11 protein-coding genes are annotated in these 13,157 nt (G+C 68.2%); 2 read left to right on the forward strand and 9 right to left on the reverse strand.

What is annotated here, in order from left to right; genetic code table 11:
• The first annotated feature begins 4 nt into the window (after positions 1-4).
• Entirely contained in the window at positions 5-1,489 is a 1,485-nt protein-coding gene (locus K3U94_RS13040; protein WP_220693994.1) for a flavin-containing monooxygenase, read from the forward strand.
• 75 nt (positions 1,490-1,564) lie between these two features.
• Here the strand turns inward: K3U94_RS13040 and metK are convergent, their stop codons facing one another.
• The 7 genes from metK to mihF form a co-directional block, all read right to left on the reverse strand.
• Complete coding sequence (gene metK / locus K3U94_RS13045; RefSeq protein WP_047318037.1) at positions 1,565-2,776, reverse strand: methionine adenosyltransferase; 1,212 nt, start codon at positions 2,774-2,776, stop codon at positions 1,565-1,567.
• Positions 2,777-2,973: 197 nt separating this feature from the next.
• Positions 2,974-3,588 carry a TetR/AcrR family transcriptional regulator gene (locus K3U94_RS13050; RefSeq protein ID WP_230987106.1) on the reverse strand — a complete coding sequence of 205 codons (615 nt, stop codon included), beginning with the start codon at positions 3,586-3,588 and terminating at the stop codon, positions 2,974-2,976.
• Positions 3,585-4,943: a hydroxysqualene dehydroxylase HpnE gene (hpnE, locus tag K3U94_RS13055; RefSeq protein WP_220693995.1), complete on the reverse strand. Its 1,359-nt coding sequence runs from the start codon at positions 4,941-4,943 to the stop codon at positions 3,585-3,587. The genes K3U94_RS13050 and hpnE overlap by 4 nt, the downstream gene beginning before the upstream one ends.
• 92 nt (positions 4,944-5,035) lie before the next feature.
• The gene (coaBC, locus tag K3U94_RS13060) at positions 5,036-6,289 is read right to left on the reverse strand and encodes a bifunctional phosphopantothenoylcysteine decarboxylase/phosphopantothenate--cysteine ligase CoaBC (protein ID WP_047318040.1); all 1,254 of its coding nucleotides are present in this window, start codon (positions 6,287-6,289) and stop codon (positions 5,036-5,038) included.
• A 22-nt stretch (positions 6,290-6,311) separates the two neighbouring features.
• On the reverse strand, positions 6,312-6,632 hold the full coding sequence (gene rpoZ, locus K3U94_RS13065; protein ID WP_047318041.1) for a DNA-directed RNA polymerase subunit omega: 321 nt from the start codon (positions 6,630-6,632) through the stop codon (positions 6,312-6,314).
• 67 nt (positions 6,633-6,699) lie between these two features.
• The gene (gmk, locus tag K3U94_RS13070; RefSeq protein ID WP_047318042.1) at positions 6,700-7,302 is read right to left on the reverse strand and encodes a guanylate kinase; all 603 of its coding nucleotides are present in this window, start codon (positions 7,300-7,302) and stop codon (positions 6,700-6,702) included.
• Positions 7,303-7,309: 7 nt separating this feature from the next.
• Entirely contained in the window at positions 7,310-7,627 is a 318-nt protein-coding gene (mihF, locus tag K3U94_RS13075) for an integration host factor, actinobacterial type (protein ID WP_003932123.1), read from the reverse strand.
• A 786-nt stretch (positions 7,628-8,413) separates the two neighbouring features.
• On the opposite strand from mihF, the gene K3U94_RS13080 reads away from it, so the two are divergent.
• Positions 8,414-8,842 carry a hypothetical protein gene (locus K3U94_RS13080; RefSeq protein ID WP_220693996.1) on the forward strand — a complete coding sequence of 143 codons (429 nt, stop codon included), beginning with the start codon at positions 8,414-8,416 and terminating at the stop codon, positions 8,840-8,842.
• 85 nt (positions 8,843-8,927) lie between these two features.
• On the opposite strand, the gene pyrF is transcribed toward K3U94_RS13080, so the two are convergent.
• Together pyrF and carB are read right to left on the reverse strand one after the other, a co-directional pair.
• Positions 8,928-9,758, reverse strand: coding sequence for an orotidine-5'-phosphate decarboxylase (pyrF, locus tag K3U94_RS13085; RefSeq protein ID WP_220696790.1), 831 nt, complete (start codon positions 9,756-9,758; stop codon positions 8,928-8,930).
• A 2-nt stretch (positions 9,759-9,760) separates the two neighbouring features.
• Positions 9,761-13,105, reverse strand: coding sequence for a carbamoyl-phosphate synthase large subunit (gene carB / locus K3U94_RS13090; protein ID WP_220693997.1), 3,345 nt, complete (start codon positions 13,103-13,105; stop codon positions 9,761-9,763).
• Between the last annotated feature and the right edge of the window lie 52 nt (positions 13,106-13,157).

Raw genomic sequence — 13,157 nt, forward strand, 5'->3', positions numbered from 1 at the left:
GAGCGTGACCGAGCAACCCGACCACGAGATTTTGATCGTCGGAGCCGGCTTCTCCGGAATCGGGGCGGCGATCAACCTCGACCGTGCCGGGATGTCGGACTTCTCGATCATCGAAGCCGGCGACGGGGTGGGCGGCACCTGGCATTGGAACACCTATCCCGGTATCGCAGTGGATATTCCGTCGTTCTCCTACCAGTTCTCGTTCGAGCAGAGCCCGGACTGGTCGCGCACGTATGCACCCGGCCGGGAACTGAAGGCCTACGCCGAGCACTGCGTCGACAAGTACGACCTGCGCTCGCGAATCCGGTTCGGCACCAAGGTGCTTTCGGCGGAGTTCGACGAGGAACGCGGCTGGTGGCGGGTGCAGACCGATCCGGGCGGTCCTGTGACCGCGCGGTATCTGATCAATGCCAGCGGCGTGCTGACCACGCCGAACCTGCCCGACATCGCCGGCGTCGATACGTTCGCCGGAGTGACGATCCACACCGCGCGCTGGGACCACTCGCAGGACCTGACCGGCAAACGAGTGGCGGTGATCGGCACCGGAGCCTCTGCGGTGCAGGTGATCCCGGAGATCGCGCCGATTGTCTCCTCGCTCACCGTTTTTCAGCGGACGCCGATCTGGTGTTTCCCGAAGTTCGATGTGCCGCTGGCCGCTCCGATGCGCTGGGCGATGCGGCTTCCCGGCGGCAAAGCACTGCAGCGGCTGGCCAGCCAGGCCTTCGTCGAGGCGACCTTCCCGATCGCGGCGCAGTACTTCACGGTGTTTCCGCTGGCCAAGCGGATGGAGTCGGCCGGTCGGGCGTATCTGCGCAGGGAGGTGCACGATCCCGTCGTGCGTAAGCAGCTCACACCGCGCTACGCGGTCGGCTGCAAGCGCCCGGGTTTCCACAACACCTACCTGTCGACGTTCAACCGCGACAACGTGCAGCTCGTGGTCGATCCGATCGAACGGATCACCCCCACCGGCGTGGTCACCGCCGACGGCACGGCTCACGAGGCCGACGTGCTGATCCTGGCCACCGGGTTCAAGGTGATGGACAGCGACAACATTCCGACATTCGCCGTCACCGGGGCCGGCGGGCAGACCCTGAGCCAGTTCTGGGACGAGCACCGACTTCAGGCCTACGAGGGCGTCAGCATTCCCGGATTCCCGAACATGTTCAGCGTGTTCGGCCCCTACGGCTACGTCGGGTCGTCGTACTTCGCGCTGGTCGAAGCACAGACCCACCACATCGTGCGATGCCTGAAGCGCGCCCGCGGCCGCGGCGCGACCCGTATCGAGATCTCCGAGGCCGCCAACGCCCGCTACTTCGACGAGATGATGAGCAAACGGCACCGGCAGGTGTTCTGGCAGGACAGCTGCAAGTCGGCCAACAGCTATTACTTCGACAAAAACGGTGATGTTCCGCTGCGGCCCACCACCACCGTGGAGGCCTACTGGCGCAGCCGACGGTTCGATCTCGACGACTACCGGTTCACCGCCTGAGTTTTACTGCGCGAGCAGACGCAAAAGCCCCCAAATCCGGCCGGAAATGGGGGCCTATGCGTCTGCTCGGCAAAATTAGATGGCGCGCTTGAGGTCGTCGACCTTGTCCAGCTGCTCCCACGGCAGGTCGATGTCGGTGCGGCCGAAGTGACCGTACGCTGCGGTCGGTGCGTAGATCGGGCGCAGCAGGTCCAGGTCACGCACGATCGCGCCCGGACGCAGGTCGAAGACCTCGGGCACGATCTTCTCGATCTTGACCGGGTCGACGGTGGCGGTGCCGAAGGTCTCGATGAACAGACCGACCGGCGCGGCCTTGCCGATGGCGTAGGCCACCTGAACCTCGACGCGCTGCGCCAGGCCGGCGGCGACGATGTTCTTGGCCACCCAGCGCATCGCGTACGCGGCCGAGCGGTCGACCTTTGACGGGTCCTTGCCGGAGAAGGCGCCGCCGCCGTGGCGGGCCCAGCCGCCGTAGGTGTCGACGATGATCTTGCGGCCGGTCAGGCCGGCGTCACCCATCGGCCCGCCGACGACGAACTTGCCGGTCGGGTTGATCAGCACACGGGTCGACGAGGAGTCCAGGGTCTCGTGGCCGAGCTCGGCGAGCACGGTGGAGATCACATGCTCCCGGAGATCGGGGTCCAGGGTCTTGACCAGGTCAATCCCGTCGGCGTGCTGGGTGGAGATCACCACGGTGTCCAGCCGGGTCGGGACGTCGTCCTCGTACTCGATGGTGACCTGGGTCTTGCCGTCCGGACGCAGGTAGGGCAGCGTGCCGTTCTTGCGGACCTCGGTCAGGCGGCGCGACAGCCGGTGCGCCAGTGCGATCGGCAGCGGCATCAGCTCCGGGGTGTCGGCGATCGCGTAGCCGAACATCAGGCCCTGGTCGCCGGCGCCCTGGGAGTCCAGCGGGTCGGCCGCGCCCTCGACGCGGGCTTCGTGGGCGGTGTCGACGCCCTGGGCGATATCGGGCGACTGTGCGCCGATCCCGATGTTGACCCCGCAGGTCACACCGTCGAAGCCCTTGTCCGACGAGTCGTAGCCGATCTCCAGGATGCGCTCGCGCACGGTGTTGGTGATGTTGGCGAACGCCTCGCGGGCGCTGGTCGTCACCTCACCGACCACGTGCACCTGGCCGGTGGTGACCAGGGTTTCCACCGCAACACGTGAACGAGGGTCATCGGCGAGCAGTGCGTCGAGCACCGAGTCGCTGATGGCGTCACAGATCTTGTCGGGGTGGCCCTCCGTCACCGACTCACTGGTGAACAGCCGTCCCTTTTCGCTCACAATGTCGCCTTCCGGGTAATCGATCCAAAAGTTAGCTCGGGCTAATATAGCCGTGCGGTCCTCGGGAGAGCCTGGCAGCCCGCTGCCCACCCCCCGTGCCACGGGGCGGTTGCTGGTTGCGCTGCCCCCGCGTCCAATTCTCGACAACATCCCCCACGACGAGAATCCCGAACGACTCGGCCCTGCGAGCGCCTACTCTACCGTCCTGGCGCCGGCGTCGCCGTCTCGACCCGGACCGCCCAGCCGACCAGTGACCGCAGATAACTCAGTACCAATTCGTCCGGGTGTGCCCGCGGGTCGGTGAGATGGAGCAGCGCCAGCTCTTCCAATGCGGACAACAACAGCCGCATCGTCACACCGTCGGCGTCGATCGGGTGGCCCGCTAACCGGGACAGCCGCCCGGCGGCAATGGTCCGTGCATAGCGACGACCCGCTTCCGTGCGGGCCCCCAACTGCGGCGGGGCGCCGGCCGGCGGGCTGAGGATGATGCGCCAACTGGTGGGCGCCGCATGGAGATAGGCCAGGATGCCGCGGCCGAGCGCATCCGGGTCGTCTCCGAGCGGACCGTCCACGCTGCGCATTCCGGCGAACGCGATCGCCGATTCGCGGTCGAGCAGCGCCGTCATCAGTCCGGCCAGATCGCCGAAGTTCTGATACACGACGGTCCGGGTCACCTGCGCGGCGCGGGCCACCCGTTCGATGGTCACTGCGGCGAAACCTTCGGCGGCGACGATGTCGCGGGCGTGGTCCAGCAGTTGCATCCGCCGGGCTTGTGCCGACATCCGCCGCTTCGGTTCCGGGCGCGCGCTCATGGGGATTCCGGCAGCTCGAGCAGCAACTCCACGGCGCGGGCCGCACTCTGCGCGGCGCTCTCCATGGTCGCCGACCAATCGGTACGGGTCCAGTCGCCGGCGAGCACCAGGCTGGGCACCGAGGTGCGCTGATCCGGGCGCAGCCCATCGGTGCCCACCACCTGCGAGAAGGTGGCTTTGGGCATTTTGACCACCTGTGCAGCAACGACATTCGCCTCGGCCGCGGCCGGATAGTAGCGGCGTAGCATCTCCATCTGCTCGGCCACGATCTGCTCGTTGGACCGGTGAATCTGCTCGTAGGCGCCGCTGGTGGTCAGGCAATACAGCCAGGCGCCGTTTGGATCGCGGCGCTGCATCCGCTGCCGGTCGAACACCTCGTCGATGACGCCGGTGCCGCCGATCACCGACTCCATCGCCGCTTCGGTGCCCAGCGGCCGGTCCAGGTAGAGGTTGGTGCTCACGATCGGTGTGTAATGCAATTTTTCTGCAGCCGCGTAAATTTCGGCATGCTCGGGCAGATCGTCGAGCAAGCCGGCGATATTCGAGTTCGGCACCGCGCACACCACCGCATCCGCCGCCACTTCGGTGCCGTCCGCCAACTGCACGGCGCGAACGGCGTTGTCCTCCACAACGATTCGCCGGGCCACTGCGCGGTAGCGCACGTCGACGCCGAGCCGGTCGAAAACGGCGAGCGCGCCGGAGATATAGAGCGTGTCGAGATCGGTGGTGGGATAACCGATCGTCACCGCACTGCGGTGGCGCAGCCCGAGTCGGATGCCGGTCGCCAGAACATCGGCGAAGACTTTGGCCGAACCGCGGTCCACCGGCTCGGCGGCGATTCCGAGCGCGAGCCAGTCCCACACCGCCTCGCGGGCCCGGGCGGGCATCCCGACGCGTCGGAGCCACTGGTCGGTGCTGAGATCGGGCAAGTCGGCGGGTTGAAACAGCGCCTCGCCCGCCAGGCGCACCGTCGCAGCAGCGGTCCGCAGCCGGTCGAGCAGGCTCGCGTCGGGGTGCGGCCCGAACAGCGTTCGCACCGCGCCCAGTCCGCGAGTCACCAGGGTGGTGGTGGCCCCGCCGGGCCAGCGCAGCGTTCCGCCGGTCGGAAACTCGACCATCGACCGGGTCCCGACGCTGGTCAGGTAGCGAAACAGGTGGTCGTATCCGCTGGCGATCACGTGCTGGCCGTTGTCCGCGAGGTCCGCGATGCCCGGCACCTGCATCGCCTGGGTGCGCCCGCCGAGCCGGCCGCGCCGCTCCAGCAGCGTGACCTTCTTACCCGCCTCGGCCAACCAGACCGCCGCGGCCAGTCCAGCCAGGCCACCGCCGATCACCACGTAGCGTCGATCGTCCATGCCCGGCCCCTCTCGACTAACTTACGGCTCGAAAGTTAGCTCAGGAGGGACGCGGGGTCAACGGTCCGACAGCCCTGCGGTGGTGGGGCGCGTCAGTCGCGGCTGCCGCCGAGGAACGCCACGACCGCGTCCACAATGCGGCTGGCCATCAACGTCTTGGAGCCCGACTCCAGGGCGGACTCCGTTCCGTCCGCAGCCAGCAGCCACCCGTCGTTGTGGTCGACCTCGAATGCCCGGCCGTCCCCGACCGCGTTGACCACCAACAGGTCACATCCCTTGCGGCGCAGCTTTGCCCGGGCGTGGAACAGCACGTCGCCGTTCTCGTCGCCGGTCTCCGCCGCGAAGCCGACAATGGCCCGCATATTGGGCAGCTGCCCGTCGGCGCGGGCACGTACCGCGCCGGCCAGCACGTCATCGTTGCGGACCAGTTCTATGGTCGGCTCCCCCGCACTGTCGGGGCCCTTCTTGATCTTGGCCTGCGCCACCCGCACCGGGCGGAAGTCGGCGACGGCAGCAGCCATCACCAGCACGTGCGCCTCGGGGGCGTGCTTGGACACCGCGTCATGGAGCTGCTGGGCGGAGCTGACGTGCACCACGTGGACCCCGGCCGGATCGATCAGGCCCGCGGTGTGCGCGGCGATCAGGGTGACCTCGGCGCCGCGCTGGGCGGCCACCCGGGCCACCGCGTAGCCCTGCTTGCCCGAACTGCGGTTGCCGATGAAGCGGACGGGGTCGATCGGCTCGCGAGTGCCCCCCGCGGTCACCAGCACCTTCTGCCCGGCCAGGTCGTAGGGCAACGCATCGGCCCGCTCCAGCAGCAGCGACGCGAAGGTGTTGATCTCCTCGGCCTCGGGCAGCCGGCCGGGGCCGGTGTCGGTGCCGGTCAGTCGGCCCGATGCGGGCTCCAGGACGACCGCGCCGCGTTCCCGCAGCGTCGTCACATTGGCGACGGTGGCCGGATGCTGCCACATCTCGGTGTGCATGGCCGGGGCGAACAGCACCGGGCATCGGGCGGTGAGCAGGGTGGCGGTCAGCAGGTCGTCGGCGCGGCCGGCAACCGCACGGGCCAAGAGGTCGGCGGTGGCCGGGGCTACTACCACCAAGTCAGCCTGCTGACCGATGGCCACATGGGGTACGCCGGGGACGTCGTCGAAGACCCCGGTGTGCACCGGCTGGCCGGACAGCGCCTCGAAGGTGGCTGCCCCGACGAACCGCAGGGCGCCCTCCGTCGGGACGACGCGAACCGAATGGCCGGCCTCGGCCAGCTGGCGGACCACGGTGCACGCCTTGTATGCGGCGATGCCTCCGGAGACACCGACGACGACCCGTTTCTGGCCCACCGGCATGACCCGTCCTGCCCGGCTCCGGCTACTCGCCTTCGGTGTATTCGAGCAGGTCGGCGTGGATCTCACGCAGCGCGATCGACAGCGGCTTCTCCTGCAGGCCGGGCTCGACCAGCGGTCCGACGTATTCGAGGATGCCCTCGCCGAGCTGGTTGTAGTAGTCGTTGATCTGCCGCGCCCGCTTGGCCGCGTAGATCACCAGCGCGTACTTGCTCGACGCCCGCTGCAACAGCTCGTCGATGGGCGGGTTGGTGATACCGAGGGGCGTGTCGTAACCGCCGATCAACGCCGGGTCGAACTCGTCGGCGTCGGTCACCACGGCCGAGTCGGTCTGCGAGGTACTCACTTAAGACAATCTCCTGAAGCTCTTTGGCTGGGGGCGGGTCGCGCCTGCTGGTTGTCGTCCGGGCAAATCAGACCGCGCCCGATGCGGTATCCACCAGCAAGGATACCAATTCTGAGCAGGCGGTTTCCAATCGACCGTTGACCACGACCGCGTCGAAGTCTCCTTGTGCCGCCAACTCGGTGCGTGCGGTGGCCAACCGGCGTTGCATGACGTCCGCGGATTCGGTGCCGCGGCCGGCCAGTCTGGCCTGCAGCGTCTCCCAATCCGGCGGGGCCAGAAACACCGTGACCGCCTCCGGCAGGGCCTTCTTGATGGCCCGGGCCCCGGCCAGGTCGACCTCGATCAGAACGGGCCGGCCGGAGCGGGTGGCGGCTAGGACGGGGGCCGCCGGAGTACCTGACCGCTGCAGCCCGCCGTGAATGTCGGCCCACTCCAGGAGCTCATTTTGCTCAACCAGCCGGTCAAACTCCGCCGGCGTAACAAATCGGTAGTCGACGCCGTCCACCTCCCCCGGCCTGGGTGCCCGGGTGGTGGCCGACACACTGAAATACAGGTCCGGAACCCGCTCTCGCAGGCACCGGACCACGCTCGACTTACCGACCGCGGATGGGCCGGACAGCACCACGACGCGTCCCGCGTGCCCGCTGCCCGGCCCTCCACCGGTATTCACTGCCGGGTCAGGAGAAGTCGAACTTCTCCAGCAGCGCCTTGCGCTGCCGGTCGCCCAGGCCACGCAGCCGGCGCGTGGGGGCGATCTCCAGCTCGGTCATGATCTCCTGCGCCTTGACCTTGCCGACCTTCGGCAACGCCTCCAGCAGCGCAGACACCTTCATCTTGCCAAGGACCTCGTCGGTCTCGGCGTCCTTGAGCACCTGCTTGAGATTGGTGCCGCCACGCTTGAGCCGGTCCTTGAGCTCCGCTCGGGCCCGACGCGCGGCCGCCGCCTTCTCCAACGCGGCGGCGCGCTGCTCGTCGGTCAACTGGGGAAGGGCCACGATTCCTCCGTCTCGTCATCATCGACAACGTCGATGTTTTCCTTGTCCCGGCCAGGTACTTCGGCCAGAGACGACGACCGTACCCACGCCGTCTGACGAAATCTAACCCCACCCCCCCGTTTCCGGCTACAAATGCCCAGCGTATGGGGTCCGGGCGCGCGCCATCTACCCGAGTCAGCCACGATCGGTCTGCCCTCCCGGGGTGAAGCGCGATCCCCGGCGGCGCGACCCGAAAAACCACTCTGAACTAGCCTTTTGCTTCTTCTCGCCGGCCGGATGGGACGCCGCGCCGTGGGCACGGCGGTGGACTTCGGGATGGGACCGGACATTCATGCCATTGACTTCGCACCTCGCGGCGTGTCGGGCGTGTCGAGGGCGGCTTCGGCCACCTACCGGGGGATCCATCGCGACGAACGCCGGCGCCGGCTTGATCCATCGGCCACCCGGGGACCACGTCCGGGAGGGGGTTTGGCGACCGAATTCGCATGCCAGCCTCTCGCGGACCCCGCCATTCGCTGGCAGCTGAATACCCCGTAAGCCCGCAGCCCGTTATTGCTATGCGAAGGCGTAAGTGGCGCAGCAAGAACCCGAAAAACCGGGAACCCGATGGACTAACAGCAACAATTCAGGGAGTTTTTACACTTAAACGGCCGAAGTCGTGGGTTGGCTACCTAATGTTCCGGCCAGGTGGGTGGTCCACCCGGGGGTGTTTATGGGGGGTATGACTATGAACATTTCCGCTGAATACCGTTTCGGTAGAGAAAGTGGGAATTCATGACAATGACAATGACGACAGTTGGCCGTGCTGGCCGGTGGGCTCTTGCAACGGCCGCGGTGTTGACCCTCGGCGCTTTTGGGATTGGCGCAGCCAGCGCCGAACCCAATGACGGAATCACCGGTGGCGCCGGCAACAACGGCGGCGTGAATGTGAATATGGGGCCGTTCGGCGGCGGCATGAATGTCGGCAGAAACGGCGGCTTCAACTTCGGCCCCAACGGAATCGGCGCCGGCGGCGGACAGAACAACAACGCCAACGTCAACATGGGGCCCTTCGGCGGCGGCATGAATGTCGGCAGAAACGGCGGCTTCAACTTCGGCCCCAACGGAATCGGCGCCGGCGGCGGACAGAACAACAACGCCAACGTCAACATGGGGCCCTTCGGCGGCGGTTACAGCACGAACGCCGGTGGCGGAGTCAACTTCGGCGGCCGGTAGCTGACAATCCAGGGCCTGCGGCGGCGCCCCCCGAACGGGCGCCCCCGCAGGCCCTGGTGCGTCGAGCCTCGCTGGGTCTCCGGAGCTATCCCGCAGCCAAGTAGGCCACGGCGTCCCGCAACCGTTCGGCCGCGGCACGCAGCGCGCCAGTCTGCGGGCCGACACGCAGCACCTCCCGCGAGACTGCCGGCAGCAAAGTGCCCTTGGCGGCCCCTCCCAGCCCGGCAAGGGCCTCTGGGCGTCCGCCCTGGGCCCCAACGCCCGGCACCAGCACCGGACCGCCCAGTGCGCTCAGATCGGGCACCTCGCGCAGCGTGGCGCCCACCACGACCCCGACTGAGCCCAGTCCCGCCACGCTCTCGGCCCGATTCGCTGCCGCGGCCGCGTCGACGACCGCCTGAGCCACCGTGCGGCCGTCCTCGCCCTGGGCTCGCTGCACGCTCGCCCCCTCCGGGTTGGAGGTGGCCGCCAGCACGAAGACACCCCGCCCATGGGCCGCCGCGGTCTCCAGCAGCGGCTGCAGTGACCCGAAACCCAGGTAGGGCGAGGCCGTCACCGCATCGGCGGCCAGCGGCGACTCGCCCGCCCAGGCGGTTGCGTAGGCGGCCATGGTCGAGCCGATGTCACCGCGCTTGGCGTCGGCCAGCACCAGCACACCGGCCTCGCGCAGCGCCGCGATGGTGCGCTCCAGCACGACGAACCCGGCCGACCCGTACGCCTCGAAGAACGCCACCTGCGGCTTGACAACCGCGAACCCGGCGAACGCCGTCACGCAGGTCTCGCTGAACGCCGCCAGCCCGTCCGGCGTGGCGGGCAGGCCCCACGAGGCCAGCAATTCGGGGTGCGGGTCGATGCCCAGGCACAGCGGCCCGCGGGCCGCCGTCGCCTCGGCCAGCCGTGCACCGAACCCCGGTATCACTACTGCCCGCCGAGGGTGCTGTGCAGCTCCTGCAGGGAACGCACCCCGATATCGCCCCGGATGCCGGCCTCGATGCCCTGCACCGCCGCGGCCGCACCTTGAACCGTGGTGATGCACGGGATGTTCACACCGACCGCGGCAGAGCGGATCTCATAGCCGTCCACCCGAGGACCGGAGTTTCCGTACGGGGTGTTGATCACCAGATCCACCTCACCGGCCCGGATCGCGTCCACCGCGGACAGGACCGGCCGGTCGGGACTGGGCTCCTCGAAGTTCTTGCGCACCACATCGCACGGAATCCCGTTGCGGCGCAGCATCTCCGCGGTGCCCTCGGTGGCCAGAACCCGGAAGCCCAAGTCGGCGAGCCGTTTGACCGGAAACACCAGGGAACGCTTGTCGTGGTTGGCCACCGACACGAAGACCGTGCCCTGGGCGGGCAGCGATCCATAGGCCGCGGTCTGGCTCTTGGCGAACGCGGTGCCGAAGTCGCGGTCGATGCCCATCACCTCACCGGTGGACTTCATCTCCGGGCCGAGCAACGAGTCGATGCCGGAGCCGTCCGCGCGACGGAACCGGTGGAACGGCAACACGGCCTCCTTGACCGCGATGGGGGCGTTCTGGCCGACGGTGGCGCCGTCCCCGGTGGCCGCCAACAGGCCCTCAGACCGCAGTTCGGCGATGGTGGCGCCCAGCATGACGCGCGCGCAGGCCTTGGCCAGCGGTACCGCGGTGGCCTTGGACACGAACGGGACGGTGCGGCTGGCCCGCGGATTGGCCTCCAGGACGTAGAGCACGTCGTCCTTGAGGGCGAACTGAACGTTGAGCAGCCCCACCACCCCGACACCGTGGGCGATCGCCTCGGTGGCACGACGCACCTTTTCGATGTCGCTGCGCCCCAGCGTCACCGGCGGCAGCGCGCACGCCGAGTCACCGGAGTGGATGCCGGCTTCCTCGATGTGCTCCATGATGCCGCCGATGTAGACCTCGGTGCCGTCGCACAGCGCGTCGACGTCGATCTCGATGGCGTCTTCCAGGAACCGGTCGACCAGCACCGGGTGCTCCGGTGACAGCTGGGTGGCCCGGGTGATGTAGCCCTGCAGGGTCTCTTCGTCGTAGACGATCTCCATGCCCCGCCCGCCCAGCACGTACGACGGGCGCACCAGGACCGGGTAACCGATGTCGGCGGCGATCCGCTTGGCCTGCTCGAACGTCGTCGCGGTGCCGTAGCGCGGCGCCGGCAGCCCGGCGGTGGTCAGCACGTCACCGAACGCACCGCGGTCCTCGGCCAGATCGATGGCTTCCGGGCTGGTTCCGACGATCGGCACCCCGGCGTCGGCCAGCCGCTGGGCCAGCCGCAGCGGGGTCTGCCCGCCCAGCTGCACGATCACCCCGACCACCCCGGGGCCGCCCTGCCCGGACTGCTGTTCGGCGTAGTACACCTCGAGCACGTCCTCGAACGTCAACGGTTCGAAGTAGAGCCGGTCGGCGGTGTCGTAGTCGGTGGACACCGTCTCCGGGTTGCAGTTGACCATCACCGTCTCGAACCCGGCCTGGCTCAAGGTGATCGCGGCATGCACGCAGCTGTAGTCGAACTCGATGCCCTGACCGATCCGGTTGGGCCCCGAACCCAGGATGAGCACCTTGGGTTTGGTGTCCTGCGCGGCCACCTCGGTCTCGGCGGCGGGGTCGAGCTCGAAAGTGCTGTAGTGGTACGGCGTCTTGGACTCGAACTCCGCGGCACAGGTGTCGACGGTCTTGAACACCGGGTGGATGCCCAGCCGGTTCCGCAACAGCCGCACCCCGTCCTCGCCGGCCAGTTCCGGGCGCAGTACAGCTATCTGATGATCCGACAGGCCGCTGTACTTGCAGCGCCGAAGCAGGTCCGCGTCGAGCACCGGGGTGTCGACGACCTCGGTGCGCAGCGCCACCAGGCCGTTGATCTGCTCGACGAACCACGGGTCCACCCCGGAGGCCTCGGCAACCTGTTCCACGGTGGCGCCCAGCCGCAGTGCCAGCTCGATGTCGTAGAGCCGGCCCTCGGTGGGCGTGCGCAGCCGCTCCAGGGCGGCGGCGGGCGAGTCTTCCTCGGGGTCGGGTTTGGTCCAGAACCCGGCGCGATCGGTCTCCAGCGAGCGCATCACCTTGCCGAGCGACTCGATGAAGTTGCGGCCCAACGACATCGCTTCGCCCACCGATTTCATGGTGGTGGTCAGCCGCGGGTCGGCGCCGGGGAACTTCTCGAACGCGAAGCGCGGTGCTTTGACCACGACGTAGTCCAGCGCCGGCTCGAAACAGGCCGGGGTCTCTTTGGTGATGTCGTTGATGATCTCGTCGAGGGTGTAGCCGATCGCGAGCTTGGCGGCGATCTTGGCGATCGGGAAGCCGGTGGCCTTCGAGGCCAGCGCACTCGATCGCGACACCCGCGGGTTCATCTCGATCACGATGAGCCGGCCGTCATGCGGATTGACCGCGAACTGGATGTTGCAGCCGCCGGTGTCCACCCCGACCTCGCGCAGGATCGCGATCCCCAGATCACGCATCCGCTGGTATTCCCGGTCGGTCAGCGTCATGGCCGGTGCGACGGTCACCGAGTCACCGGTGTGCACGCCCATCGGGTCGACGTTCTCGATCGAGCAGACCACCACGACGTTGTCGTTGCCGTCGCGCATCAGCTCGAGTTCGAATTCCTTCCACCCGTAGATGGATTCCTCGATCAGGACATTGGCCGTCGGCGAGGCGGCCAGTCCGTCGCCGGCCATCCGCTCGACCTCGTCGAGGCTGGCCGCCAGACCGGAGCCCAGGCCGCCCATGGTGAAGGAGGGCCGAACGACGACCGGTAACCCGAGTTCGGCGACGGTCTCGGTGACCTCGGCCATGGTGTAGCAGACCCGGGAACGGGCCGACTCGCCGCCGACTTTGGCGACGATGTCCTTGAACTGCTGGCGGTCCTCGCCGCGCTGGATGGCCTCGAAGTCGGCGCCGATCAGCTCGACGCCGTAGCGCTCCAGCACCCCGTGCTCATGCAGGGCCACCGCGGTGTTGAGCGCGGTCTGCCCGCCCAGGGTGGCCAGCAGGGCGTCGACCTTGTTGCCCCGCTCGGCCTGCTGGGCCAGGACCTTTTCGACGAACTCCCAGGTGATCGGCTCGACGTAGGTGTTGTCGGCGTACTCGGGGTCGGTCATGATGGTGGCCGGGTTGGAGTTGACCAGGCTGACCTGCAGGCCCTCGGCCTTGAGCACCCGGCAGGCCTGGGTTCCGGAGTAGTCGAACTCACAGGCCTGGCCGATCACGATCGGCCCGGAGCCGATCACCAGAACATGGCGCAGGTCGGTACGGCGCGGCACTAGCTCTCTCCTCGTGTTGCGCGAGCGTGCGCAGATGTGCGCTCGCCCGCGG

Origin of the sequence: Mycolicibacter heraklionensis, from assembly GCF_019645815.1 — a bacterium.
In the GTDB taxonomy this organism is placed as follows: Bacteria; Actinomycetota; Actinomycetes; order Mycobacteriales; family Mycobacteriaceae; genus Mycobacterium; species Mycobacterium heraklionense.

Bases quoted from the DNA above. Each gene is read 5' to 3' on its own strand.
- coaBC (WP_047318040.1), bottom strand. From the start codon at position 6,289: ATGCCGGTGGGCCAGAAACGGGTCGTCGTCGGTGTCTCCGGAGGCATC.
- hpnE (WP_220693995.1), bottom strand. From the start codon at position 4,943: ATGGACGATCGACGCTACGTGGTGATCGGCGGTGGCCTGGCTGGACTG.
- K3U94_RS13050 (WP_230987106.1), bottom strand. From the start codon at position 3,588: ATGAGCGCGCGCCCGGAACCGAAGCGGCGGATGTCGGCACAAGCCCGG.
- K3U94_RS13080 (WP_220693996.1), top strand. From the start codon at position 8,414: ATGACGACAGTTGGCCGTGCTGGCCGGTGGGCTCTTGCAACGGCCGCG.